This is a genomic window from Streptomyces sp. TLI_146, from assembly GCF_002846415.1.
Lineage (GTDB): Bacteria > Actinomycetota > Actinomycetes > Streptomycetales > Streptomycetaceae > Streptomyces.
On record NZ_PJMX01000001.1, the window covers coordinates 6,998,520 to 7,024,846 of the forward strand.

Consider the following 26,327-nt stretch of genomic DNA (forward strand, 5'->3'; position numbering starts at 1 on the left):
TGCCATTGCGCAAAGCATCTGTAGAACAGCGCGACACCCTGCGGCCCGACAGGAGTGAGCCGACGTGCAGACGCATCAGCTACTCGCCGGATCCACCGCACCCCCCACCGGACGGTTTCTCCTCGCCCTCGCCGTCATCCTCGCGGTGGCCTTCGTCCTGGCCCGGCTGGCGCAGCGGGTGCGGCAGCCCGCCGTGATGGGGGAGATCATCGGCGGCATCCTGCTGGGCCCGAGCCTGCTCTCCCTCTTCCCGGGCGGGCTGGAGACCCGGCTGGTGGCACCCGCCACGCTGCCCTACCTCCAGCTCCTGTCCCAACTGGGCCTGGTGCTCTTCATGTTCGGCGTGGGCTACCAGTTCGACGTCGGCCACCTGCGCACGCCCACCGCGAAACGGCAGGTGGCGGCGGTCTCGCTGAGCTCGGTGGCGCTGCCGTTCGCGCTGGGCGCGGGCCTCGCGTACGGGCTCTACCCGTGGCTGAGCAAGTCCGAGCTGAAGACGGACGGGCCGCTCGGCCCGGCGCTCTTCCTCGGCGCGGCGATGTCCATCACCGCCTTCCCCGTCCTGGCCCGCATTTTGGCCGAACGCGGTCTGTACAAGGACCCGTTGGGGTCCATCTCGCTCGCCTGCGCGGCCGTCCAGGACTTCCTCGCCTGGTGCATCCTGGCGGCCGTGGTCGTGGTGGTCCGCGCGAGCGGGCCGTGGCCGCTGGCCCGGATGGCGCTGGAGTCGGCGCTGCTGCTCGCCGCGCTCGTCCTGCTCGTACGGCCGGGCCTGACCTGGCTCCTCGACCCGGCCAGACCGTGGGCGGGCGGCACCGCGCTCACCCATGCCGTGCTCGTGGTCGGGGTCCTGCTCACCGCCGTCGCAACCGACGAGATCGGCCTGCACGCGGTCTTCGGCGCGTTCGCGTTCGGCGCGGTGGTCCCGCGCGCCCGGATCGACGAGACGGCCCCGCAGGTCCCCGAACGCATCGAGCAGACCAGCCTGCTGCTCCTGCCGGTCTTCTTCACGGTCACCGGCATGTCCGTCGACATCTCCGGCCTCGGCGGCCGGGGCCTGGCCATGATGGCGGTGGTCCTGGTGGCGGCCTGCGCGGGCAAGTTCACCGGCGCGTTCGGCGCGGCCCGCCTGACCGGCGCGACCCCGCGCGAGGCCACCGCCCTCGGCGCGCTCCTCAACGCCCGCGGCCTGACCGAACTCGTCATCCTCAACGTGGGCCTGGGTCTCGGCGTCATCGACACCCGGCTGTTCACGGCGATGGTGCTGATGGCGGTGATCACCACGCTGATGACGGGGCCGCTGCTGCACCGGGTGCGTCCACCCCTCCCGTCCGAGGACACCGCCTCGGGCACGCGTCCCCCGCGGGCTTCGATAGGCTCGGCGCCGTAAGCGCCGGGTAAAGGGACATACGGGGGCAGAACATGACGGACCATCGGCAGCAAGGCGGCGGGGCGAACGGTCCGGCGACGGATCCGGGGGTGTTCCAGCCGCTGGCGGAGGACGACCCGCGCTCTGTGGCCGGATATCTGCTGAGCGCACGGCTCGGCGCCGGTGGCATGGGCAAGGTGTACCTCTCGTACACGCCCGGCGGGCGGCCCGTCGCGATCAAGGTGATCCGCCCCGAGTTCGCCGAGGACCCCGAATTCCGCCGCCGGTTCCAGCAGGAGGTACGGGCCGCGCAGCGCGTACAGGGTCTCTACACCGCGCCCGTGGTCGACAGCGACACCGAAGGACCGCACCCCTGGCTGGCCACGGCGTACGTCCAGGGGCCCTCCCTGCACGCGGCCGTCGCCGCCCATGGCGCGATGCCGGTGGCGACCGTTCTGCTGCTGGTGGCCGGGATCGCCGAGGCGCTCCAGGTCATTCACCAGGCGGGCATCGTCCACCGCGATCTCAAGCCGTCCAACGTGCTGCTCGCGGTCGACGGGCCGCGCGTCATCGACTTCGGCATCGCCAGGGCCGCGGACGCCACCGCGCTCACCGGTACGGGTGTCAGCGTCGGCACCCCCTCCTTCATGTCGCCGGAGCAGGCGGCCGGGACGAGCTGCACGGCGGCGACCGACGTCTTCGCGCTCGGCCAGATCGCGGTCTTCGCGGCGACGGGTGCCGCGGCCTTCGGCGACGGTTCCTCGCACGCGGTCCTCTACCGGATCGTGCACGAGGACCCGGATCTGTCGCGGCTGCCGGACGAGCTGCGGGAGATCGTCACCGCCTGTCTGAGCAAGGACCCGGCGCACCGGCCGTCCCCCGCCCAGGTCATCGAGATGTGCGGCCGGGCCTCCCAGGACCCGGCGCTGCGCCGCCCGGAGGGCTGGCTGCCCTCCTCGTACGCGGCCGACCTCACCCAGGCGGCGGCCCCCACTCCGCCGCCGCAGCCCGCCCACCCGCCGACGCAGGCGGCCACGGCCGCACCCCCGGCGTACTCCCCGACCCAGGCGGCCGCGGCCCCGGTGTACCCCCCGACGCAGACCGCCCCGCAGACACCGCCGCCGGTGTACCCGCCGACCCAGTCCGCGTATCCGCACCCCGTACAGCCGCAGTCGCTTCACGCTCCCGCGGCGGGGACGGTCGCGGGCCATCCGGCTCCGCCGCAGCCGCCGCGCAAGCGCAACCGTGCCGCACTGGTCGCCGCGGGAGCGGGCGCCGCCGTGCTCATCGGTGTCGGCGCGTACCTGGTGGGGCAGCTCTCCGGCAGTGACTCGGACGGCGGTAAGGACAGCAACAACAGCGGCAAGAAGGACAGCGCGTCGTCGCAGCCCGGCGGCGCGGCTTCGGGTGCGGGCGTCGGCAGCGGGAACAACAAGGCCCCGGCGGCGCCGAAGGCAGCCGTATACACCAACATGAGCATTCCCATCGGCTACTCCGTGAAGTTCGCCGACGAGCCGCCCCAGCCGCAGAAGATGGACGTGTTCTACGAGGGCGACTTCGGCTACGCGGCCGACATGGTCAACGGAGACGCCCTCGCCACCAACCAGTCGAAGAACACCATGGCGCTGCTGGACGCCGGCGAGCCGGGCTCCCTGGCGGGCTGCCGCGCCAACACCCGGTACACGACGTCCATCACCAAGGACAAGCTCGGCAAGGGGTCCCGGATCTGCGTGAAGACCGGCTCCGGGCACTACGGCCTGGTCACCGTGCGCGGATTCGCCCCCAAGGAGTCGCCGAGCCAGTTCGTCGGCGTGGACCTCACGGTGTGGCGCAGCGTGTCCACCTCCTGACCGCGCGGCCCCGCCCGCGCCCCGTCAGGCCGTGCTGAGCGGATGGGCCGCCGTGGCCGAGCGCGGGGGCCAGGCGCGCGGGGCGAGGATGCCGAGCACGTAGGCGCGGGCGACCAGGGCGGGGCGGGTCGCGGCGCCCAGCAGGTCCCGCAGGCGGCTGAGGTGGTAGTCGACCGTCTGCCGGGACAGCTTCAGCGAACTGGCGATGTCGCCGTTGCTGCTGCCCGCCGCCAGCAGCGAGAGGATGCGGATCTGCGCGGCGGTGAGGGACGGATGGGCCTCGTGGGCGAGGCTCAGATGGGTGACCACGGCCCAGACGTGCCGCGCGCGGGTGGCGGAGTGGCCGACCGTCGTCAGATGGAGCTGTGCGCGGCGCTGCCGCCCCTGGGCGTCGACGAGCACCGCGGACGTCTCCAGCCTTCTGGTGCGGCGCGCTATCAGCCCGTTCCACCTGCGGTGCAGCCGGTCGAGGCCGGGGTCGGGGGCGAGCAGGGTGTGCGCGCGGCGGCCGACCAGGTCGGGCAGGCCGATCCGGAACAGCTCGGCGGCCGCCGCGCTCGCCTCGACCACGCGCCCGTTCGCCGACAGCAGCGCGCAGGGCAGGCCGCTGTGGTCGCGCAGGGCCTGGAGGTTGTCCTCGGCCTCCTGCCACTGGACCATGGCGCGCAGTTGGTCCGTGACGTCCACGTAGATCCCGGCGACACAGGTCCGCTCGTTCTCCCGGACCGGGAACCGGTGGCCCACCGCCCGGCCCGCGCTGCCGTCCGGGCGCCGGTAGTCGAGGGTGTGGCGCACCGGCGTCCCCCGGGTGAGGATCTCCTGGTCGAGGGCGCGGAACTGGACGGCCTCGGCGGGGGCGTCGAAGTCCTCGATGTACTTGCCGACGAGCTCGTCCGGCACGGCGCCGTACAGGTGCGCGTAGGCGTGGTTGGCCCACAGATAGCGGCCCTGGCAGTCGCGGATGAAGGCCGCGGCCGGGGCGAGGTCCACGAGGCCCGCGAAGGCGGCACCGGCATCGTCCACAGCGGTCCCTCTGTTCATATCCGTTCCGTACGCCACTGATTGACGCACAGTTATCTCCCGATGGGTATCCCCTTCAGATCGCACGCATGCTCGGTTCTCGGCCGAAGTGGCGGCCCCCGCGAGCCCCGTCGAGCGCTCCAAGCGCCCCGAAAGGCTCCGCTATTCAGGCATTTGCCTGAGTACCAGGTGCCCCTGGTGGCGTTTGGATCGCCTGTCGCGTGGTCCTCTTGAGTGAGCGGGTGAACACGCCCCGAACACAGGCACCGGGCGATTCCCCCGCTCCTGACGCGCATCACCGATTCCGTACGACGACGCGTACGACGACGGATGCGACGCGTACGGCACGTACCGACATGGACGAATGGAGACGAACTTCAGTGAGCAAGGTGCTGTTAGTGCATGCCAAGGGTGGTCCGCCGCTCGGGCACGTCCTGTCCCGGACGGCCGCGAGGGCAGAGGTGCACCTGCTGGCGCTCAGCGCTCTGCCTCCCGCTGTGACGGGCTCCGCCCGGAGACTGTGCGCCTCGGTCGTGACGGCCGACGCACACCGCTCCGACCTGGTGTCCCTGATCGTCTCGCGGGCCGAGGCCGTCGGCGCGGACGCGGTGCTCACCTTCTCCGAGTACGCGGTCGTGGCCGTCGCCGAGGCGTGCGAGGCGCTCGGTCTCGCCGGGTCCGGCAAGGCCTCCGCGCTCGCCCGCGACAAGCGGCTGATGCGGCGCACCTGGCGGGAACACGGACTGCCGCAGCCCGAGTTCCGCTCCGTCGCCACGGAGGCCGACCTGTACGAGGCGGCCGGCGTCCTGCCCTTCCCCATGCTGCTCAAGGCGGCCTGGAGCGCGGGCTCCACCGCACACCAGATCATCCGCTCCCCGTACGAGGTCTCCACCGCCTGGCGCCGCTCGCGCGAAGTGATGGCCGAATCCGCACAGTTGGGGTACGCGGAACTCCATGTGGCGGAGGCCCAGGGGCACTTCGTGGTGGAGCAGATCGTGACCGGCACCGCCTCGGACTGGTTCGACGAGCCCGGCTGGGGCGACTACGTCAGCGTCGAGGGCGTGGTCGCGGACGGCATCTTCCACCCGGTCTGCCTCAGCGGCCGGATGCCCACGGTCGAGCCCTTCACCGAGCGCGCGGGCATCACCCCCGCCCCGCTGGCCCCGGACGCCCAGGACCGTGTCGTGGCGCTCGCCCGCCGGGCCGTCGACGCCCTCGGCCTGCGCGACTGCGGGACGCACACCGAGATCAAGCTCGGCGCGGACGGCGAGATGTGGCTGATCGAGACGGCCGCCCGGTTCGGCGGCGCGATGACCGTGCCGCAGATCGAGGAGGTCTTCGGGCTCGACCTCGTCGGCATGCTCGTCGACCACCTCCTCGGGCGCCCGGTCGAGTGGCCCGAGCGGGCCCTCACCCCGGCGCAGGCGCACGGCGCGGCCGGCTCCCTCGTCGTCCTCGCGGTCGACGGCCGGGGCGAGGCCTGGCGGGACCGCAGGGTCTGGGACTTCCCCGCGGTCTCGGCGGTCGTGCCGCTCAGCCGGGGCAGCGAGCTGTCGGTGGTCGCGGAGAGCTCCCTCGCCGACGGCAGCCTCGTGCCGGTGTACGACCCGGCCGCGGGCGCCAACACCATGGCGGCCCTGTGCCTGCTCTCCGCCACCGACCCGCGGACGGTGCTCCGCGACTTCGAGACGCTGGTCGACGCCCTGCCGCGGGTCCTGCCCGCCGCGCGGCCCTCGGCCGTACAGCCCGAGGAGGTCTCCGTATGACCGCCCAACTGGTCACCGGCGTCGCCGAACCGGCCGTGGACCGTACGGTCGTGGGCGAGAACCTCTCCCTGCCGCTCTTCCGCACGCTCTCCGGGGTGCTGGCCGGTCACCCCTACCTCAAGGTCGTCGTCGACCGCGTCGAGGGCACCTGGCACCTGCTCGACACGGCCGCCCACCCCTTCCACGTCAACTACGTCGCCACCCGCGTCCTGGGCATGGAGCTCGCCGAGCTGGACGCGGACCTCGACGCGTTCAACGCCTCCGTCTACATGGACCCCGACCGCCGCTTCCTGCTCGGTGTGCTCTCCCTGCACACCGACGAGGACGCGGAGGGCCGCGAACGCACCTTCCTCGTCCTGGAGACGACCGAGGCCGACACCATGAACGGCGAACTCCTCGCGTTCTTCTACGAGTTCGTCAGGGCCCGGGTCGACGGCAGACTGCCGCTGCTGCTCAAACCCGCCAACCACGGCCAGGAGGAGGAGCTGGCGGCGATCAGCGAACGGCGCGTGCCGCGCATCCTGAGCCACGAGCTGTTCGGCTCCAGGACCCGGACGCCGCTGAACCCCGGCGAGGCCACCGGGCGGCTGCGGTTCTTCCGTACGTACGCGGAGTACACGGCCGCGGAGGCCGGGCTCGGCTGGGCGGACATCGTGGCCATGCCGTGTCTGCCGGACGACGTGCCGCGGGTGGCCGGATTCCTCAACACCGCGCCGATCACCCCGCTCTCGCACACCAACGTGCTGGCGTCCGGCTGGGGGATACCCAACGCGATCGTGCTCGACCTGGAGCAGCTCGCCGAGGAGGGCGGCCTGGACGGCGCATGGGTGCGCTACCGGGTGCGCGAGGACGAGATCTCCCTGGAGCGGCTGGATCGGGAACCGGTCCTGCGGGCTCCCGCCTGGCACCAGCAGCGCATACGCCTGGAGCCGCCTCTGCTCGAAGACGCCCCCGTGCTGGCCCTGCACCGGCTGCGCGCCGCCGACCGCGACCGGTACGGCACCAAGGCGGCCAACCTCGGCGAGCTGCACCACGTACTCGACAGCCGCAGCGCCGACCTCACCGCCTTCTACGGGAAGCCGCGCCCGCCGCGCGACGACCTGTACGGGCACCTCGCCGCGCGGCTCGGCCTGAATGCGCCCACCAAGGCCGAACTCCGCGCCAAGGCAGCCGAATTCGTGTCCGGAGCCGTGGGCGCCCCGGAGGGCGTGGCACTCCCCTTCTCCCTCCAGCAACACTTCCTCGCGTCCTCGCCCGCCCTCCAGCAGGGCATCGGCAAGCTCAAGATGGCACTCGAACTCGACGCCACCGACGTCCTGGACCCGCTCTGCCTGCAACTCCAGCAGCTGATCCGGCACACGCCCGTCCCCGAGTCCGTCACCCGGCGGATCAGCCAGGCCTTCCCCGCCCCGGCGGCGGCGCGCGGACGCCTGGTGGTGCGCTCCTCCTCCAACGCCGAGGACCTTCCGGGCTTCTCCGCGGCGGGCGTCTACGACTCGGTGACCGCCGTCCACGGAACCGGCGAACTCCTGGACGCGGTACGCCAGGTGTGGGCCTCCCTGGTGTCGCCCCGCAGCGTGCGGCTGCGCCACCAGGTCGGGATCTCCCTCGACGACACCTACATGGGCGTGATCATCCAGGAGTACGTGCCCGCCTCGCTCGGCGGCGTCCTGGTGACCTGCGACCCGACCCGACGCGAGGACTTCCGCAACGTCTACCTCAACTGCTCGCCCGGCTCCCCGGAGCGGGTCGTCGAGGGCTCGGTCCTGCCGCAGCAGTACCTGTACAACACCGTGGAGGGCGGCGGCCGGACCGTCGCCCTGGGCTCCTGGGGCGACGGACTGCCCGCCGCCACCCGCGCCCGGCTCGCGGACCTCTCCCTGACGGGGCGGCTGCTGCAGTCCCACTTCAGCGGGTCCGACTGCGCCGGGTCCGACGGCGGGGCCGACGTGGACAGGCCGCTGGACATCGAGTGGCTGATGACCGAGCGGGGCGACTTCCGGCTGGTCCAGATCCGCCCGTACGCGCTGTGATCCCGGGCCTGTCGGGTAAGCGGCCGGACACCGGCCTGACCCACACCGCCCGCCGGATCATCCACCTCAACTACGGATTCCAGCTCCTGTTCAACCTGCTGTGGTGGATGCCGGTCTTCTACGCGTACCAGAAGACGGCCGGGCTCTCGGACAGCCAGATCTTCGGCATCCAGAGCATCTACTACGTGGCCTTCTGTCTGTTCGAGATCCCGACCGGGCTGATCGCCGACCGGATCGGCGCCCGCAACTGCCTGCGGGCCGGGGCGGTGGTGATGACGGCGGCGAACCTGGCTCCGGTGGTCAGCGCCTCGTACACCGGCTTCCTGGTCCACTTCCTGGCCATCGCCCTGGGCCGTTCGCTCACTTCGGGAGCGGCGAGCGCGTACCTCTACGACGGTCTGCGGTCCGAGAAGTGCGACGACGAGCACTACCTGAAGGCGGAGGGCACCGCACGGGCCCTGGGGCTTGCGGCGAAGGTCGTGTGCTGGCCGCTGGTCGGGCCTTTGATGACGGTCGCCCACGCGGCCCCGTACGTGCTCAGCGCCGCCAGCGCCGCGGGCTCCCTGGCGTGCGCCGTCGCGCTGCCCCGGCTCGCGGGGGAGGGCGACGGTTCGGGCCGGGCGGCCGACAGGGGACGCAGGGGCGGCGCGTTCCTGCGGGACGCGGGCTCCGCGCTGCGCTGCGTCGCCTCCTCGCCGTGGCTGGCCCTGGTGATGGTGCAGGGCGTGGCGGTCTTCACGCTCTCCCGGATCTGCCAGGTCAACCTCTTCCAGCCGATCCTGCTGGACCACGGCATCGGGGAGGCCTCGCACGGCGGGGTGCTGGCCGCGATGACGGTGGCGGAGGCGGTCGCCTCGGCCCGCCCCCAGTGGCTGAGCCGTCGCCTGCCGCCGGTGGCCTGGGTCTCGATCCTCAGCCTGGTGCTCGCGGGCACGCTGGCGGCGATGACGCTCGGGGGCCCGTGGGCGGTCATCGCGCTGCTCTGCCTGTTCGCCGCCGCGACCGGCTTCGCGTACCCGGTCCAGCGCAAGCTGGTGAACGACGCGGTACCGCCCGACGCCCCGCGCGCCACGCTGCTGTCGGTCGAGAGCATCGTGGACCGCGCGGTGTGCGCCCTGGCCGCGGTCGCCGTGGGCGCCTACCTCTCCGCCGGCCACCTGGACACCCTGCTGTGGCACAGCGCGCTGGCGACGGTGCTGCTGCTGGGGGTGTTCCAACTGCTGGTGCGCGGCGGGGCGGTGCAACGGGACCGCTCCGGGGCCGGGCTCCCGGCCCAGGCCCCGGCCGCGGACGTCCGTGACGCCGGTGACACGGTCCCGCTGACGGGGGCCCGCGAGCGGCGGAACGACACGTAGGAGCGGCGCGGGCCCGGACCGGTCAGCGGGACCGGCGGCCGAGGAGTTCGACGAGCCCGACCGGGAGGAAGGTGGGCCGATGGGACTGCCCGACCTGGTAGGGGACATAGCCCACGGAGGCGGCGACCTCGACCTCCTCGGCCGTCTCCGCCTGGTAGACGACATGGCAGCGCCCCGACTCGGCCTTCGCCCGCTGCCACAGGACAGGCGCCGGTTTGCGTTCCGCGTCGGTACGGGGAGTGAGGATCCGGTCGCCGAAGTCCCGCCAGGCGAAGGGCGCGGAACCCTTCCAGGCGGCGTCGACCTCCTGCTTGAGCCTGGCGGCACGCTCGGCGTCGGTGCTGCCCCAGGAGGGCGGAACGTTGGTGATCAGACCGATCCGGACGTGGTGCTCGCGCAGGGCACGCAGATACGAGGCGGCGCCGGTCTGATAGCCGATGCTGCCGTCGGCGGCGGTGTGGACGAGGGTTTCGCCCAGGTCGAAGTAGACGACGGGGCAGGCGGGCGCGGCAGCGGTACGCGTCGGGGAGCCCGCGCCCTTGGGGGCGGCGGCACTCACCGGGGCGCAGAGACCGGCGGACACCAGGACGGCACCCAGCGCGAGGCCCACCCGGCCCCAGCTCGTGGAGGCGGATCTGTTCATGACGTGGGTCACCCTTCTCGTCGTACGCCGCGCACTGCGAGCGCACTACGAGACTGCACAGTTGTCTGGGCCATGACACATGCCGCAGGAAACTTTCTCGCGCGCCGTCTCCCGGGCGCGTACGGGAGCGGGGTGCCGGGGGCCGAGGCGAATGCCGTCCGGCACCGTCCACCCGGGCGCGTACGGGAGCGGGCAGGACTCAGACTCGGACTCAGACTCAGACTCAGACCAGTTCGGGTTGCGGTTCCGGCCGGAGCGCCGGCGCGGCCTTCGGCTCCCACTCCCTGGTGGTCCGTACATAGCCATGGACCACCGAGCCCAGCGCCAGCAGGACAAGCGGTCCGAACAGCCACGGGTGCTCGGCCATCTCCAACGGCAGATAGCGATAGGAGAGCAGCAGCGCCGAGAAGACCGCCGTGCCGTGCGCGACGAACCGCATGCCCGACCGGTCCCAGCCGCGGTCGTACGTGCGCAGAGCCACCTCGATGGTGAGCGAGAACACCATGCCGGCGACGAGATCCACGCCGTAGTGGTAGCCGAAGCCCAGGGTGGCGCTGAGCGTGGCGATCAGCCAGAAGGCCCCCGCGTACCGCAGAAGCCTGGGGGCCTTGCGGGTGTGGATGAAGATCGCGGTGGCCCACGCCGTGTGCAGGCTGGGCATGCAGTTGCGCGGGGTGATCCCGTCGTACGGCACGGGGTGCGGGACGCTGATCGACGGCGGCGTGTGCGGCCACAGATTGACCACCGCCCACTCCACGCCGCCGGTGCCGGAGGCGCCCGGTCCGTAGGCGAAGACCGGTCCGACGACGGGGAAGATCATGTAGAAGGCCGGCCCGAGGAGACCGATCACCAGGAAGGTGCGCACCAGGTGGTGGCGCGGGAAGCGGCGCTCGGCCGCCACGTTGCGCAGCTGGTACAGCGCGACGACGATCGCGGCCACCGCGAGCTGGGCGTAGACCCAGCCGAGCACGGGGCTGCCGATCGGGTCGGTGGCCTGGAGGATGCGGCCCGCCACCCACGACGGGCTGCCCAGCGCGTGATCGGCCATGGCCACGTACGGGTCGAGCACGGTCGGGCGGGTCTTCGATGTGATGAGCAGCCAGGCGTCACCGGTCTTGCGGCCGGTCACCAGCAGCAGGCCGAGCCCGACGCCCTTCAGCAGCAGCACCCGTTCCCGGCCGGTGCGGCGCGCGATCGCGAAGACCGCGACGCCCAGCATCGCCCACAACGCCCCATTGCCGAACAAATGCCCCTCGGGCGTCTTGACGCCCGCCGCCCACCGCCCCAGCGCGAAGACGACGTCGATGCCGATCGCGGCACCGGCCGCGACGAACCGCTGCCGCCGGGTGAGCACCACCATCATCAACGCCAGGCCGCCGTAGAGCGGCCCCGGCTTGGGCGGAAAGATCAACTCCCGCGCCTGAAGGGTGAGCGGCCCCGCCCCACCGGCATAGCGCCGGGCGACGACCTCCACCCCGACGAGAAACCCGAGGGTCACCACACCCGCCACGACCCACAGGATCACGCGTGGCTGACGCAGCTGGGCGAACTTGCTTCCGCGGTCTATTCGCGAGGACGTTTGCGGATCTATAGGTATCAATGGTTTGGGACCGATGTGTTGGATGCCGTGTGAGTGGATCGATCACGCGTGGATCGACCACCCGTGGATCGATCACCCTTCGGAACTTCGGGTGGGTGATGCGGGGTGTATCGAGGGTCGATCATGCCATTGGGGTGGTGGGGGGTTTCCTCGCGGGCGCCCATGGGGGGTGCGCCCCCGCCGTTCCCCCGGCCGGTTGTCGGCCCGCTGCGGCGGAACGAAACCGGGCGCGGGGCGTCCAGCCCGCCATCTCGGCCAGCGCGGCCGTGGCTGCGGCTGCTACCGCTGCTCCCGCGAAGATCTGCGGGTTGCTGGCGGCGTCGAGGCGGCGAGGGCCGCGCTGCTGCTCAGGTGGCGTACGGCCGCGCTGCTGCAACCAGGCATGTTTAGGGGGCCACTGCTCGCAGTGGCCCCCTGGACATCGTGCCCGGTGAGGCGCTGGCGCAAGGTACGGCGAACACGCGAGGGGTCGCCCCGCACCCTTCCCCCATGGTGGTCCGGTCGTCTCGACGAGTAGCCGACGGGGTCAGCGCTTCTTGGTCTTCCTCTTCTGCGGCGGGGTCCAGTCGCCTCTGTGCAGCTGGCAGCGGGAGTAGCCGATCATCGCCGGATTCTGGCAGCGCTTGCCGTTTTTGGTCTTGGTCGATCCGCACTTGACCTGCTTTCCCATTCGTCCTCCTCCGTTTGAAGGAAGGTGCGCCACGTCGAGCCCATCGTCACCGACCGGGGGTACCCAGGGCGCTACTCGCAGCCGCATTCGGCTGATTAGTTCTCCTTCATGCCTCAATGATGTCGTTTTGAGGCTGCGTTGATCGTGATGGGTATAACCGGCAGTCCTTTGCCGGGGAAGTGACCCCTGTTCCACCATTCCCCTTTTGAGTTCCTGGGGATTGATCCAGCCTTAAGTGATTACAGATCATCGGTGTCATCAGCTGTGTCGAGGCTGATCCCGGGGGCGCCGGCGCTCGACTCATCGTCCAGGGTTGGCTTGCCCATCGCGGCCGAGATGCTGTCGAGCAGTGCCGTTCTGCGGGCTTCGAAGAATCCGCCGAAGTCGTCGGCGGCCATGAGTCTCGGGTCGGCCAGGTGGGAGTGGACGCGTTCGTGCACGCTTTCGCGGGGGGTTTCCGCAGACTTGACCAGACGGCCCAGGTAATCGGAAGGAGCTACCCCGCCGATGATTCGGTTGGTGCGGGCGGTTAATGGGGTCTTGTTGATGATGCAGTTGTAGTCGGCGGCGGCATATCCGGCCTTTTCGCACCACGCCTTCGGGAAAATGTGGTGGATGTCGATGGATTCGTCGAAGTACCCGGTGACCTCCGCTTTCTCCCCGGTGCGCCAGTCCACGGCCCCCGCCTTCAGCAGGAGCGCGTAGATGCCCTTGTAGGCGGCGCTGTTGCGGGTGCGGAGGGTCAGCAGGCGGCCGGGGGCGAACTGCGCGGCGGTGACGGTCCGGGGCTCTGTCGTGTCCTTGCGGATCCAGTCGACGACATCCGGCAGATCCTGGCTGAAGCGAGTTTCGGTCGCGCCGCCGTACAGCTCGCCGAACACACCGCACCAGTACCAGCGGGCGAGCTTGTGCTGTGCTCCGGCGCTCTGCGCGGCATCCCCGGCGACGGCCAGGATCGCGGCCAGCGGGATCAGCTGTGTTCCGTACGGGAGGAACTTCGTGTCGAAGAGGAACTGCTGGTGCAGGAACTTCGCCGCCGCCTTGAATCCGGCGATGACGGACGGCGCGAAGCGCACGTAGTCGTCGAGGGAGAGAGCGAGCATGTCCTTGCGCTTGCATCCGATGCGCGGCAGCCGCTCCTCCTCGGTCCCGTGTTCAGCTTCGTGTCGGCGCCGCTCGGACGTGGCCAGCAGGGTGACTGCCTGGAGGAAGTCGGTGTTGGAGACCTCGCGAAGGATGCGGTACTCGGGTGCCTTCCAGGATGAGCGGCACTCCTGTTCCCAGTGGCTGCGCAGATCGAACTCGTCCGCCGCGTACGTGGCGGTGAGGAGTTCGAAGACGGTCAGAGTGACGCCGCCGGTGTTGACCTTCTCGAACACCTGGCACACGGCTTGGCGCGGGGTCGTCTGGCCGAGCTCCAGGACCGGCACGTGGTAACGGTCGAAGGGACGGACGAACGCGTCGTGGAAGGCGCGCCACAGTGCGAGCTTCTCCTTGTCGCCGCCCCAGTGGGCGATGAACCCGTAGCCCCAGTCCCCGCCGTCGAAGACCGCGTGGAGCGGGAAGAGCTGAGCCTCGTACTCGCGCTCGCGAGTCGAGTAGTCCTCGACGACCTCGCCCCGGAAGTTGAGAACCTTGCGCGTCGCGGGCAGAAAGCGGATCGCCTCCTCGCGGTCGCCGTTCTCGTCCAGAGCCTGGAGCATGTCGGCGTAGAACCAGCCCGACACCTGCTGCTTGCGCGAGTCCTGGGTCACCACCGGGCCCTTCAGCTTCAAGGACTGGAACAGCGACGTCAGCCGCTGCTGTCCGTCGAGCACCAGCGAGTCGGGGGTGGGCTCACCGATCGGGGTGGCGCCTTCGATGGGCCGGTACTTGAACCGGACGTCGCCGCCCGCCCTGAGCAGCATGACAGTGCCGACGGGGTAGCTCAGCGAGATCGATGCGAGGAGGCTGGCGATGTTCGGATAGGGCCACACCCATCCCCGCTGGAACTCCGGCAGTTGGGCCTTGCCCACTTCGACCTGCCGCAGCAGGTCCCGCAGCGGTCGCTTGTCGATGCTGAACGCTTCCTCGGCCACGTCGGCTCCTTGGGGCTGCCCGTCACCACAGGTCCGCGCCCGCGGCTGGCTCTCTCGTGTCACCCAAAAACTACTGTCTGCCACGACGTCGGGTGCCGGAAATGCAAAACAGCAGGCCCTCCAGCAGGACTCGACAGGCTCGTGCCTTGGGGCAGACCGCGGCTGTTCGGTCCAGCCGAGGGCCATCGATCTCGGCGTCCAACCACCCTGCCTGAGACGGCGATCCGAGCCGACCTGACCATGGCCGACTCGCGCCCTTCTCCCGCTGTGCCGCCCTGCCCAGACTTCTGTACACGGACCGGTGGGGGAGGGGGCTGCGACCATGGCGGGGCGTGGACGGGGTCGTGCGGCCGCTCGCCGCAGGCGGGAGGCGTTGCGGAAGTCGGTCGCGGTCGGCGGCTGTCTGATGCTGATCCTGGTGGTGGTGTTCTGGTCGGTGGTGTGGCCTTATGTGGTGTGGCCCTATGTCACAGGAGCCCTGCTCCTCAGCGGCATCGCAGTGACAGGCTGGCGGCTCTGGCGCACGGACCGGCTCGTACGCCGACGGGACCGTCTCTGGAGGCGGGAAGAGGCGGTGAAGTCCGGTCACCGGACACTTGCCGAGGTGGACGTGATGACCGGAACCGAGTTCGAGGACCTGGTCGCGAGCCTCTGCCGACGGGACGGGTGCACCGGCGTCCGGCGGGTGGGCGGTGCGAACGACAACGGCGCCGATGTCCTCGGGCGCCTCCCGGACGGACGGACCGTGGTGATCCAGTGCAAGCGCTATGCGCCGAGCAGCACCATCGCGAGCCGTGAGCTGCGCGATCTGCTGGGCGCCAAGGTGCACTTCGGGGCCGACCTGGCCGTGTTCGTCACGACGACGCGGTTCAGCCGCCCTTCCGAGAGGTTCGCCGTGCAGCACGGAATCCTCGCCGTACACCGGGATCACCTCGGGCTCTGGAACAACGGGGCCACCCTGCTGTCCCTGAGCGAGGTGAACGGCGGAGGGCAGGGCGACGCCCGTCATCGGGCGCGTTGGAGGCAGGCGTACGGGAAGTGAGGGGGCTCCGGCCCCCGACGTCGGGGTGCATCCGCATCAGCATCAGCAGCGTGCGGCCAAGGTCCGTCGGCCCAGGGTGCCGGAGGGCCAGATGGAACCAGAGGGAAAGCGAGCGCCGAGTCAGATCATGGCCCGGGGCAGAGCTCACCCCCGCTGTTCATCTGTCTCGTACAGCCTCCAAGCCGGCCACCGAACGGCTTCGACTTCTCCGTCCTCACTGCCCAGCAGGTTGCGTCGGTGCAGCATGAGCCGGAGGTGGCGGGCCGCGTCGGCGTCCGCGTCGACTCCCCTGTCCAGTAGCACCGCCCTCGGTGCGGTGGCACCGGCGCCTCCCACCAGGGCGTCCACCGGATGCCCGTGAACGGTCTCCCCCAGCGTGACGGTGGCTTCCTCCGTACGGGAGAGGATCCGGTACAGGCGCTTGAGCAGCACATCCTCACCTCCGCCACCGAGGGGTACGCCGTTGCGTTCCGCGGCCTCCAGCAGCGCGGCGCCCACGCCTCCCCGCTTCCGCCAGAGCTCCTTGTCCCCCACCACGATGAGGTGGCCGCGTGCCCGGGTGATGGCGACGTTCCACAGGTTCAGCTGTCCACCGATCCACTCGACGGCACCAGGGTGCATGCCTTCGCCGGCGACGAGAGAGAACACCATGACGTCGCGTTCTCCGCCCTGGAAGGTGTGCACCGTACCGATGCGCAGGCGCTCCTCGTCGTACGGCTGCAGCCGCTTGCGCAGCGTTTCGGCCTGCGCTGTGAAGGGAGTGACAACGCCGACGGTGGCCTCGGGCGGGAGTTGTTCGAGCAGATAGCGGACGCTGTCCTGCACTTTGCGGATCTCGTCCTCGTTGACCCAGGAGCCGCCGAACGGTGGGCGGGCGGCCCGCCCGGTCACATTCGTCCAGATGACAGCCGGGCGATGCGGTAGAGCGGGCCGGCCGCGGGTGTCGGTGAGGACGGTCAGCCCGCCGTCGTAGAAGAATTCGTTGGAGATCCCGGCGATGTGCGGATGGCAGCGGAAGTGCTCGTCGAGAAGCAATGTGCCGCCTGCGGACTGCTCGGCCGCGTGGAAGGCCGAATGGCGCCGGTAGGCGAGGTGGTGCTTCTCCAGCCAGTCGGACCGCAGCCCGGTCCCGCGCCGGATGAGAGCCTCACGGTGCGGGCTGGTCCGCGTGATGTGCGTCAGCTGCATGGGGTCGCCGATGACCAGGGCGCGCTGCGCCCGGAACAGCAGCGGCAGAACGTGGGGGATGGCGCACTGACTGGCCTCGTCGACGACGACGAGATCGAACAGGGCCGGGCTCAGCGGGAACCGCCGGGCGGAAAGACTGGTGACAGCCCATCCGGCCACAGCGGGCGTGTCCGTGGAACCGTTCGAGCGACCCAGGACTCTCCGCATCTGCGGCCAGTCACTCCGTTTGCCGTCCCGAGCCGTCAACAGGTCGAGAATGCGGCGGCGTCCGGCCCAGGCGGCGGCTTGGACCGTGGTGGCGAGGAGTGTGCGTGAAGCGTCCTGGACGGTGCTCTCCGCATCATGGAGAGTGCGCGTGAGTGCCGTGTCGTCAACGGCCGCCGCTTGCTGGTGTCCGTCACGCCAGTCCGCCTCGGCCGCCGCGAAGCCGGCAAGCGCTAGGCATCCCGCGGCGGGGTCACCGGCGTACCCCTTCAGCCCGGTCGTGCGCAGGAAGCGGGATCGGCGCCACGACCCGAGGAAGCGAGCGTGGGCGAGACGGCGCGCCTTGTTCTCCAGCTCCCTCGGCCGGGGCGTGCCACTGAGCAGGTCTTCCAGTTCGGTGACGGTGCTTGTGAGCTGCTGCGCGTGATGGGCACGGGCTTCGCCTGCCCGACGAAGCCGCGCCTCGGTCTCCGCGAGGTGTGCCAGACCTTGCCGTACTTCCGCCAGGCGGTCGGCGGCCAGCGCGTTGGCCATGGACGCCGTGGCCACGGTGGTGGTCGGCTCCGGGCCGGTACGCAGCGCGTGCAGCGCGGCCGCCTCATGCTCCGCGTTGCTCTTGCCGCTCTTCCGCGCCGAGCCGGTGCGCACGACGCTGCCGGGCACCAGCTTGTCGCAGCGCCGCCACACCTCGTCCACGGCGTCATTGTTGGTGGACGCGACCAGTACGGTCTGACCCGCCGCGATCGCTGTGGCCACGAGATTGGCGACCAGCTGGCTCTTGCCGGTGCCGGGCGGGCCCGTGGCCACGGTGAGGCGGCGTGTCATGGCGGACCGGAGAACAGCCGTCTGGGCTTCATTGCAGGGCAGCGGCGTCACGAGGTTCGCCGGCTCGGGGGTCGTGTGGGCGTGGGACCGGGCCCGCCGCGAGGCGTCGGGCGCCAGCGCACCGAGGGCGGTCCTCCCGATCTGGTCCGCCTGTTCGGCGATGTTGGCGAAGTCCTTGAGAAGCCCCTTCGTGAAGCCTGTCTGGGGGCGTGCGGCGAACAGGACCGCGGTGTTGCGGGCTCCGTGGCCGGGCGTGCGGACGTCTATGCGGTCGGCGAGCTGGTCGGGGCGGAGCTCCTGCACGCACGGCAGCTCGAACTCCTGCGTGAGGAGGTTGCGCACCTCCACCGCCATACGGTCGTGCTGCCCTCGGTGCCAGGACGGCTGAAACGTGTCGATGAGCTGGTTGGCCTCCTCTTCGCCCAGCCAGTCGAGCGCCAGCTGAGGATGCGGCTGGACCGGGCCGTACGGCTTGAGCCGCACCTCGCCCTCGTCCTGGACGATCTCGACCCGGCGTACCAGCAAGGGCGCGAACTTCGGCTGCCGCCAGGGGCGCCCGTTGCGTGGCCCGGTGAGGACCACGGCCGGGTAGCCCGCCCAGAGCTCGGCGTCCTCCTCGGCTGCCGACTCCACCAGCGGGGCCGCTTCCTCGGGAGAGCCACGCAGCCGTCCTCGTCGACGTCGCCGGAGATGAACCTCTCCGCGTCGGCCAGGCACACGTACGACGTGTCCTGACGGCTCACGTCCATCAGAGGCGTCTCGGCGCTCTCGGCCAGGACGCACTCGCGGTAGTAGTCCAGCAGGTTGGCCCAAGTGGGCTGCGTGTGGGCGGATTTGGCGATACGGGGTTGTGCCGCTTCTCCGGCGACGGGCCGAGGCCGAGAGCTCAGGGGATCGAGGATGGGGGCTCGGCCGAAGGGGCTGTCCGCGATGACGATGCGGTCGTCGACGCCGTGTGTGGACTGCACCGGCACCTGACGCCCGCCGTCCAGGGCACGCATGCGCCGGTTGACGTAGTGGAACAGGTCGCTGACCGTGACCGCGCCGCCGCTGTCCTTGCTGACCTTCCCCGTGCGCAGCGCTTCGACGACCTCGCCGGTGAACGCCGACGGCTTCACGTCATCGCCGTCGCCCGTGTCCGCGTACGAGTCCTCCCCGGCCCGCGAGGACGACAGGACGTACACGCCCCTGCTGGTCAGCGGCGGTGGCTGCTCGCCGGACTTGGACACGGAGCTCTCGGCCCGCCGGTCCGACGTGCGCAGGCCCATGGCGAATCCGCCGCTGCGGCAGCAGTCGATCATCACGATCTTCTGCGGGGCGACACACTCCTCCAGCGCGTCGTTGAGGAACCCGGCGCTGACGCCGGTCGCGGCCACCCGGTCGTAGTCGGTGTCCTTGGCGACGAAGTGGAACTCGCCGCCGTCGCGTACGGTGCGCACGCCGTGGCCTGAGACGTACACGAGCGCGAGTTCGTCCTCGTCGCGCTCCTGAAGGAACTCGCCCATGACGGCCCGCATGTCGTCGGCGGTGAGATCGGACTCGGTCTGGACGGAGGCGAAGTTGCCGATGTTGCGGTGCTTCAGTACCTGGGCGAGTCCCCAGAGGTCCGCCCGTACGGAGGCCAGCGGTGAGAAGCGGCCGTCGTCATAGTGCTCGTTGCCGATCAGGAGGGCCCGGCGCTTGTGGAGGCGGGTCATGCTGCGCCGGCATCCGGTTCGGGACCGTCGTCACCGGCGATCCGGTCCTGGAAATCACGGACCATACGCTCCTGTGCGGCGTCCGGACGCCCGGTGATCTCGATGGAGTCGTCCCCCACCGTGACCACGACCTTGCGGTGCCGCTCCTTGGCGCACCACTCCTTGATCAGAGTGATCAAAACCTGGGACGCCGGGCGGGCGACGGCGGCGGTGCCGGTGGCCCAGAGAGCTACCTCACCCACACCGGCACCCTTATGGCCCGGTTCGGTAGGCTCCTCGGCCTCGTGGAAACCGACGACGAGGCCGTCCGCCCTGTTCAAGGTGTCGTGCAAATCCCGGGTGAGACGCTCCTGCCGGAGTGTGTCGCCGCCTGTGGGCACGGCGAGTGTCCACGGCGTTCCCCCGTCGCGCATGTGCTGCTCCTTGTATTCGCCTCTGTGCTTGCCCAGTCTGTCCGGCGACTTTGACATGCGGGCCTCTGCAAGAGACAGCCGAGGCCGAACGGGAGGGGCGGCATCCGGCCACCTCTGAGCGTCGGAGGAGAGGTTCCCGGTTCCCGACCTGACTGACGAGAAGCGGCGTCTGCGCGAATCCAGGAGCTGGTGAGCGGCTTTCGACGTACCTTCAGGCTTCGGCCTTCAGCCTTCAGCCTTCAGCCTTCAGACGGATGAAGCCCGGATCCCCACTGCGAATCGGCACTGCGAAGCTTCAACGCGTGTGCCGTTGATAACGCGGATCGTGGTCGAGCCCGTGGCGGAAGCCGCGCGGCGGGCAAGCTCGCGCACGCGGGCCAGTAGCGTGGCGGGGGGCGTGACCCTGGATCAAGAACTCATGAGCCACCAGCGAAGGACTTTGACACCATGACAGCGGAGCATTCCCGCACCTCGGGCAAGGAGGGCGGCCATGCCGCGGCCGCCAGGACCGGCGCGCCCGTCATCCTGAGCAACGAGCCCGGCTCCTTCGCCTGGGGCGTCCTGGCCAAACGGCATCCGGCTCTCATCCAGCAGGTGCGGGACGCCTTCCCGTACGGCCGTCGGCAGCACGAGGCTCTGGATGCCCTGCTGGACGAGATCATCAACGGTGTCGTCGAGCCGCTGGCCCCCTCGGAACGCGATCACGGCCAGTGGTCGGCTTGGGGGCGGGAGCACTTCGGGCGGCCGTGGTTCGACGCTCCGTTCCTGTGGGCGGAGAGCTACTTCTACCGCAGGCTCCTCGGCGCGATCGAGTACTTCGGTATGGGCCCGTGGCGGGGAGTCGACCCCTTCGCGCCCTTCAAGCAGGCCGAACTACGGGGCGCGGCGGTGGAGGAGGAGCTCCGGGCCCTGGACGCGCTCGCCGACGCGCCGGGCGAGGCGCGGGCCACGGCTCTGCTCCGCGCCTCGCTCTGGGGCAACCGCGCGGACCTCGGTTTCCGCGTAACGGAGGGAGATCCGGCCTCCGCCGACGCCGCCGGCGGCTTGGTCGCCGACGACAGCTCCGTGCTCTGGCAGCTCCTGCCTCGCGGAGCCCACTCCACCGTTGCCGTCGTGGCGGACAACGCGGGCCGGGAGCTGATCCCGGATCTGATCCTGATCGACCAGCTCCTGGAACACCGCCATGCCGAACGAGTCGTGCTCTACGTCAAGCCCTACCCGTACTTCGTCTCCGACGCGATGACGTCGGACGTCGTCGACGGCCTTCGCCGCCTCACTCAGGCCCCTGGCGAAGCGGGCGCGATCGGCCGACGTCTGTGGCAGGCGATGGCTGTTGGGCACCTGGAGATCCGCACCCACTCGTTCTTCTGTGCTCCGCTGCCGTACGAGGAGATGCCCGACGACCTGCGGCATGAGTTCGAAGCCGCCACGCTCACCATCTTGAAGGGTGACCTCAACTACCGTCGTCTTGTGGGTGATCGGATGTGGGATGCCACGGCGCCGTTCGCTGACCTGACCGCGTACTTCCCGGGGGCCGTAGCTTCGCTTCGCACCCTGAAGTCCGATGTCATCGCAGGGCTGGAGGAGGGGACAGTGGAAGCGCTCGAACGGTCCGGCACAGCCTGGCGTACGAGCGGCACTCACGCTCTGATCCAGGTTCGACCGTAGATAGCGCTGAAGGCGTCCCAGCGACTGGAGATCAGAGGGCATTCAATGAATTGAACAAGACCGCAGCGGCGGGCAGGCCGCCGTGCGCGCGGGCAGCACCCACAGCGAATTCAAGGGGTGGGGGCGGTCTGCCGCCTACAGCCAGTCCCGCCGTTTGAAGATGAAGTACAGGCTCACGCACACCGCTGCCATCAGCAGGATCGCGAAGGGGTACCCGGCTACCCACTTCAGCTCCGGCATGTTCTCGAAGTTCATGCCGTAGATGGTTCCCACCAACGTGGGAGCAAACAGAATCGCCGCCCACGACGAGATCTTCTTGATCTCCTCGTTCTGTTCGAAGCCCGCTTCCGCCAGGGCCCGCATCTCCGCGTTCTGTTGTTGGGTGACCAGGGTCGCGTTGACCGTGAGGATTTCCGTGAGGGCCTGGCGGAAGCCGTCTACTCGCTCGCTTGTGTGGGTTACGTGGTCGGCCACGTCGCGGAGGTAGCGCTGGAGTTCCTCGTCCGTGCCGTACTTGGCGAAGCCGGCCATCAGGCCGTGCAGCATGCCGACCAGGGGGCGGGTGGCGCGCTGGAACTCGACGATTTCGCGGGAGAGTTCGTAGATGCGGCGGGACACCTCGGGGTCGCCGCGGAAGACTTCCGTCTCGATCTCGTCGATGTCGTTCTGGACGCCGGAGACGACGGGTACGTAGCCGTCCACCACCGCGTCCAGGATCGCGTACAGCACCGCCTCCGGGCCCAGGGCCAGCAGCTCCGGCGTCGCCTCCATGCGGCGGCGCACCGCCGACAGGTCGGGGGCGGCGCCGTGGCGGACGGTGATGAGGAAGTCGCGGCCGATGAAGACGTGCAGCTCGCCGAAGTCGACCTCCTCGGGGGCGTCCAGATAGCGGGCCGCGCGCAGGACGACGAAGAGGGTCTCGCCGTACCGTTCGAGCTTCGGGCGCTGGTGGGCCTCCATGGCGTCCTCCACCGCGAGCGGGTGGAGGTCGAACTCGTCGGCCAGTGAGAGCAGTTCGGCCTCCGAGGGGCGGTGTAGGCCGATCCACGCCATGCCGTCGGGCGTCTCGCGCAGCCTGCGGAAGGTCTCGGCGAGGGTGTCGGGGGACGAGACGCGGCGGCCGTCCCGGTACAGCGCGGACTCCACGACGCTGCGGTGGTCGTGGCGTACGGGACCGGGGGATGCCGGTGCCGCGGCCGCCGGAGGTGTGGGCGCGGGCGGGGTCGGTGGCGCGGCGAGTTGGCGCCGCCAGGAATGCTTCTTCGACGGCGGCGGAGACTGGCCGCCTTCTCGCTCTCCTCGTCCGGTCATGGCGTCACCCGGCTCGGAGTGGTTTCTCGCTCGGCGACGGCGACGGCGACGGCGGCGGCGCCGGGACGGGGTCGGATTCCCGTTCGGCATTGCGCCACCCGGCCCGGAGCAGCTTCTCGTTCGGGCATCGCGCCACCCGGCCCGGGGCGTCTCCGCTCGATCATGGCGTGACCACGCCCCCGGTGGCCCCGCCCGGTCATGGCGTCGCCACACCCCCGCTGGCTCCCCGCTCGGTCATGGCTTCACCTCCCGCGCGCGACCGCCTCCGGCGGTGTTCCGCGGCGGGCCGGGGTGTGCCGGAGTGCGTCAGCGTGGGCCCGCCTGGTCTCGGTGCAGGATATACGGCTCAAATGGCACAGGCTCGGCGTCGTTCCGGACGCGGGCGCCCAGTTCTTTGACAGCGACCGGGGACCTTGGACCGGAGGCCGGGGACCGCAGACCGCGCAGCGGGGACTGGGGACCATAGACCAGGCACCGGGCACCGCAGACCGACAGGAGCCCGCCCACCCCGACACCCCATCGCGGTCAGAACCTGACCTCAATCCCCACTACCGTGCCCGCATGGCCCCCAGAAGACGAGCCCCACCCCCGTCCTCACCACCCGCGCCCTCAACCGCGCCACCCTCGACCGGCAGCACCTCCTGCGCCGGACCGACGCGCTCGGGCCGAAGGACGCCGTCGCGCACCTCGTCGGGCTGCAGGCGCAGAACGTGAAGCCGCCGTACTTCGCGCTGTGGGCCCGGATCGCCGGGTTCCGGCCCGAGCAGCTCTCCGCGCTCATCGAGGCGCGTGAGCTCGTACGGATCGTGACCCTGCGCTCCACCATCCACCTCCACACCGCCGACGACGCCCTCACCCTGCGCCCGCTCGTCCAGGCCGCCCGAGACCGCGAGCTCAAGCAGTTCCGGGGGCGGCTGGAGGGCGTGGACCTGGAGCGGCTCGGGGCGACCGTACGCGCGCTGGTGGAGGAGCGGCCGTACACCATGAAGGAGATCCGGGACGTGCTCGGTCAGGAGTGGCCGGGCGCCGAACCGCAGGCGCTCTCCGTTGCCGCCCGGTGTGTGCTGCCGCTCGTACAGGTCACCCCGCGCGGACTGTGGCGGCGCAGCGGGCAGGTCGCGCTGACCACCGCCGAGCACTGGCTGGGGCGGGCGCCGGGGCCGGTCCCGGCGCCCGACGACACCGTGCTGCGCTATCTCGCCGCGTTCGGGCCCGCCTCGGTCAAGGACATGCAGACCTGGGCCGGACTGACCCGGCTGGGTGAGGTCTTCGAGCGGCTGCGGCCCGTTCTGGTCACCTTCCGTGACGAGAACGGGGTCGAGCTCTTCGACCTGCCCGACGCGCCCCGCCCCGACGAGGACACCCCGGCCCCGCCGCGCTTCCTGCCCGAGTTCGACAACCTGCTGCTGTCGCACGCCGACCGTACGCGGGTGATCCCGGCCGAGCACTGGGGCCGCGCCTGGAAGGGCAACCAGGCCTTCTCCACCCTCCTCGTGGACGGCTTCCTCGCCGGGGTGTGGCGCCTGGAGGAAGGCAAGGAGCACGCCGTCCTCACCGTTCAGCCGTTCGGGTCCCTCGGCCGCGCCCGGCGCGACGAGGTGGCCGCGGAGGGCGAGCGCCTGCTCGCCGAGATGACCTCGGCCACGTCGTACGACGTCCGGTTCGGGGACGTCATGGGGTGACCCCCGGCCACCCGGCCACCGTCGACATGACCTCGGCCACGACCGTCACACCCCCACATCCCTCACCCCCAGGTCCTCGAACGTCTCCCGTCGCACCAGCAGCCGCGACCGGCCCCCGGCCACCGCCACCACCGGCGGTCGGCCCGTCATGTTGTAGCCGGACGCCATCGAGACCTGGTACGCCCCGGACGCCGGTACGGCGAGGACGTCCCCGGGGCGTACGTCCTCCGGCAGTTCGACGTCCTCCGCCAGGATGTCGCCCGCCTCGCAGTGCCGTCCGACCACCGTCGTGGCGCGCATCGGGGCCGTCGTCGTACGGCCGACCATGCGGACCGTGTACCTCGCCCCGTACAGCGCCGGGCGCGGGTTGTCGCTCATTCCGCCGTCGACCGCGACGAACACCTGCGCGCCGGTGCGCTTCACCGACAGGACGCGGTACAGCGCCACCCCGGCCGGAGCCATGATCGACCGGCCCGGCTCCACCGTGAGGTGGGGCGGGGGAAAGTCGAACTCGGCGCATGCGGACGCAAGTTCCTCCTCGATCCGGCTTCCGTACGCCGTCGGGGACGGTGCCGCGTCGCCCGGCAGGTACGCCGCCGCGAAGCCGCCGCCCAGGTCCAGCTCCGGGAGCGTCACGCCGTGCCGGTCGCGGATGCGGGCCAGGAACGCCACCAGCCTGCGCACCGCCTCCCCGTACGGCTCGGTCGAGGTGATCTGGGAGCCCAGGTGGCAGTGCAGACCGGCGAGTTCGAGACCGGGCTGGCCCAGGACGCGTACGACCGCGTCCTCCGCGTCGCCGCCCGCGATCGACAGGCCGAACTTCTGGCCCTCCGCACCCGTCCGGATCTTCCGGTGCGCGCCCGCCTCGATGCCCGGCAGTACCCGCACCAGGACCTTCTGGGGCGTGTCCTTGGGGACTTGGGACGCGATCCGGGCGATCTCGCAGTCCGAGTCGATGACGATCCGGCCCACGCCGAGGCGCAGTGCGGTGCGCAGGTCCCTCGGGGACTTGGCGTTGCCGTGCAGCACCACGCGCTCGGGCGGGAAGCCGCGGGTCGCGGCGAGCTCCAGTTCGCCCGCCGAGCAGACGTCGAGCCCCAGGCCCTCCTCGGCCATCCAGTCGACCACGGCCCGGCACACGAAGGCCTTCGCCGCGTAGACGACCTCGGCGTCCGGCAGGGCCCGCCGCCAGGCCCGCGCCCGGGACCGCACCTCCGTCTCGTCGAGTACGTACACGGGCGTGCCGTGCCGTTCGGCCAGCTCCGCCAGGGACACCCCGGCGAGCGACACATCGCCGCCGGGCGCGTGCACGGCGGAGTCCGGCCACACCGAGGGGGAGCTCAACTCCCGTACGAGTGAGTCGGGTTCGGTTGTCATCAGGGGATCCCTCCGTCAGTCCACGAACGCGTGGATCGCGGTCACGGCGGTCCAGACGGCCGCCGCCGCACCCGTCACGCGCAGCACGCCGACCACGTCCGGGTCCCAGCCGTCCCTGCGCGCGCAGGGCTGCGCGGCGGGCTCGCGGCGTACGGCCGCCGGGGCCGGGGCCGCGAGCTGCGGGTCGACGGTCACCGTGGTCACGCCGAGCGGCTCCGCCAGCAACCGCAGCGCGGGCTCGGCGAGCCGGATCCAGCTCTGGTCGGGCCCGAGCACCGCGCACAGCCGCTCGGGACTGGTGAAACCGACGGCGGTCCGTACGCCGAGCGGGGTGCGCGAGAAGCGCAACTGCTGTCCTCCGGCAGAGCCGAGCCGCACCGGCACGTAAAGGGCTGCTGCCGGGCGGCGTTCGTCGGGGTCCGCGTCGTCGATGGTGAGGCTTTCCATGGTGGGTGCCCTCCGGTGGAGTACGAGGCCGGTCGGTGGGAGTACGCGGCCGGGTGCTGCTGGAAGCACGAGGCCGGGTGCTGCGGCGC

At 70.9% G+C, this 26,327-nt stretch carries 19 protein-coding genes; 8 read left to right on the plus strand and 11 right to left on the minus strand.

What is annotated here, in order from left to right:
* The first annotated feature begins 64 nt into the window (after positions 1-64).
* Positions 65-1,390 carry a cation:proton antiporter gene (locus tag BX283_RS31140; RefSeq protein WP_101390772.1) on the plus strand — a complete coding sequence of 442 codons (1,326 nt, stop codon included), beginning with the start codon at positions 65-67 and terminating at the stop codon, positions 1,388-1,390.
* Positions 1,391-1,422: 32 nt separating this feature from the next.
* Complete coding sequence (locus BX283_RS31145) at positions 1,423-3,219, plus strand: serine/threonine-protein kinase (protein WP_101390773.1); 1,797 nt, start codon at positions 1,423-1,425, stop codon at positions 3,217-3,219.
* 24 nt (positions 3,220-3,243) lie between these two features.
* Here the strand turns inward: BX283_RS31145 and BX283_RS31150 are convergent, their stop codons facing one another.
* A complete protein-coding gene (locus BX283_RS31150) occupies positions 3,244-4,260 on the minus strand; it encodes a PAS domain-containing protein (RefSeq protein WP_257583956.1) in 1,017 nt (338 codons plus the stop codon).
* Positions 4,261-4,619: 359 nt separating this feature from the next.
* Here BX283_RS31150 and BX283_RS31155 point away from each other — a divergent pair, with 359 nt between their 5' ends.
* Genes BX283_RS31155 through BX283_RS31165 form a run of 3 tightly spaced genes read left to right on the plus strand, consistent with a single transcriptional unit; the run spans position 4,620 to position 9,393 of the window.
* A complete protein-coding gene (locus BX283_RS31155; RefSeq protein WP_101390774.1) occupies positions 4,620-6,005 on the plus strand; it encodes an acetyl-CoA carboxylase biotin carboxylase subunit family protein in 1,386 nt (461 codons plus the stop codon).
* Positions 6,002-8,038: a PEP/pyruvate-binding domain-containing protein gene (locus tag BX283_RS31160; protein ID WP_101390775.1), complete on the plus strand. Its 2,037-nt coding sequence runs from the start codon at positions 6,002-6,004 to the stop codon at positions 8,036-8,038. The genes BX283_RS31155 and BX283_RS31160 overlap by 4 nt, the downstream gene beginning before the upstream one ends.
* Positions 8,035-9,393, plus strand: coding sequence for an MFS transporter (locus tag BX283_RS31165; RefSeq protein ID WP_257583957.1), 1,359 nt, complete (start codon positions 8,035-8,037; stop codon positions 9,391-9,393). The genes BX283_RS31160 and BX283_RS31165 overlap by 4 nt, the downstream gene beginning before the upstream one ends.
* Before the next feature lie 22 nt (positions 9,394-9,415).
* Here BX283_RS31165 and BX283_RS31170 read toward each other — a convergent pair whose 3' ends face one another.
* The 4 genes from BX283_RS31170 to BX283_RS31180 all read right to left on the minus strand — a co-directional run bounded on the left by BX283_RS31170 (position 9,416) and on the right by BX283_RS31180 (position 14,384).
* A complete protein-coding gene (locus BX283_RS31170) occupies positions 9,416-10,036 on the minus strand; it encodes a hypothetical protein (RefSeq protein ID WP_101392674.1) in 621 nt (206 codons plus the stop codon).
* A gap of 223 nt (positions 10,037-10,259) precedes the next feature.
* The gene (locus tag BX283_RS31175; RefSeq protein WP_101392675.1) at positions 10,260-11,558 is read right to left on the minus strand and encodes a phosphatase PAP2 family protein; all 1,299 of its coding nucleotides are present in this window, start codon (positions 11,556-11,558) and stop codon (positions 10,260-10,262) included.
* A gap of 604 nt (positions 11,559-12,162) precedes the next feature.
* The gene (locus BX283_RS40790; protein WP_180357296.1) at positions 12,163-12,306 is read right to left on the minus strand and encodes a hypothetical protein; all 144 of its coding nucleotides are present in this window, start codon (positions 12,304-12,306) and stop codon (positions 12,163-12,165) included.
* 239 nt (positions 12,307-12,545) lie between these two features.
* Positions 12,546-14,384, minus strand: a complete 1,839-nt coding sequence (locus BX283_RS31180) for a DUF262 domain-containing protein (protein WP_101390777.1) — start codon at positions 14,382-14,384, stop codon at positions 12,546-12,548.
* Positions 14,385-14,757: 373 nt separating this feature from the next.
* On the opposite strand from BX283_RS31180, the gene BX283_RS31185 reads away from it, so the two are divergent.
* Positions 14,758-15,426: a restriction endonuclease gene (locus tag BX283_RS31185; RefSeq protein ID WP_257583958.1), complete on the plus strand. Its 669-nt coding sequence runs from the start codon at positions 14,758-14,760 to the stop codon at positions 15,424-15,426.
* Positions 15,427-15,570: 144 nt separating this feature from the next.
* Here the strand turns inward: BX283_RS31185 and BX283_RS41760 are convergent, their stop codons facing one another.
* From BX283_RS41760 to BX283_RS31195, 3 genes are read right to left on the minus strand one after another with little or no spacing between them, the layout of a single operon-like run.
* On the minus strand, positions 15,571-17,997 hold the full coding sequence (locus BX283_RS41760) for an ATP-binding protein (protein ID WP_306822870.1): 2,427 nt from the start codon (positions 17,995-17,997) through the stop codon (positions 15,571-15,573).
* Entirely contained in the window at positions 17,907-19,340 is a 1,434-nt protein-coding gene (locus BX283_RS41765; RefSeq protein ID WP_257583959.1) for a caspase family protein, read from the minus strand. Before BX283_RS41765 ends, BX283_RS41760 begins: the two co-directional genes overlap by 91 nt.
* On the minus strand, positions 19,337-19,753 hold the full coding sequence (locus BX283_RS31195; RefSeq protein WP_180357297.1) for a hypothetical protein: 417 nt from the start codon (positions 19,751-19,753) through the stop codon (positions 19,337-19,339). The genes BX283_RS41765 and BX283_RS31195 overlap by 4 nt, the downstream gene beginning before the upstream one ends.
* Before the next feature lie 447 nt (positions 19,754-20,200).
* Between BX283_RS31195 and BX283_RS31200 the strand changes: the two genes are divergently transcribed.
* Entirely contained in the window at positions 20,201-21,421 is a 1,221-nt protein-coding gene (locus BX283_RS31200) for a damage-control phosphatase ARMT1 family protein (RefSeq protein WP_101390779.1), read from the plus strand.
* Positions 21,422-21,556: 135 nt separating this feature from the next.
* Here the strand turns inward: BX283_RS31200 and BX283_RS31205 are convergent, their stop codons facing one another.
* A complete protein-coding gene (locus BX283_RS31205) occupies positions 21,557-22,732 on the minus strand; it encodes a magnesium and cobalt transport protein CorA (RefSeq protein ID WP_101390780.1) in 1,176 nt (391 codons plus the stop codon).
* 641 nt (positions 22,733-23,373) lie between these two features.
* Here BX283_RS31205 and BX283_RS31210 point away from each other — a divergent pair.
* Positions 23,374-24,414: a winged helix DNA-binding domain-containing protein gene (locus tag BX283_RS31210; RefSeq protein ID WP_101390781.1), complete on the plus strand. Its 1,041-nt coding sequence runs from the start codon at positions 23,374-23,376 to the stop codon at positions 24,412-24,414.
* A gap of 45 nt (positions 24,415-24,459) precedes the next feature.
* Here the strand turns inward: BX283_RS31210 and lysA are convergent, their stop codons facing one another.
* Positions 24,460-25,791, minus strand: a complete 1,332-nt coding sequence (gene lysA / locus BX283_RS31215; protein WP_101390782.1) for a diaminopimelate decarboxylase — start codon at positions 25,789-25,791, stop codon at positions 24,460-24,462.
* A 15-nt stretch (positions 25,792-25,806) separates the two neighbouring features.
* Positions 25,807-26,238 (minus strand): SAV_915 family protein, encoded by a 432-nt coding sequence (locus tag BX283_RS31220; protein ID WP_101390783.1) that lies wholly within the window; start codon positions 26,236-26,238, stop codon positions 25,807-25,809.
* Positions 26,239-26,327 lie beyond the last annotated feature (89 nt).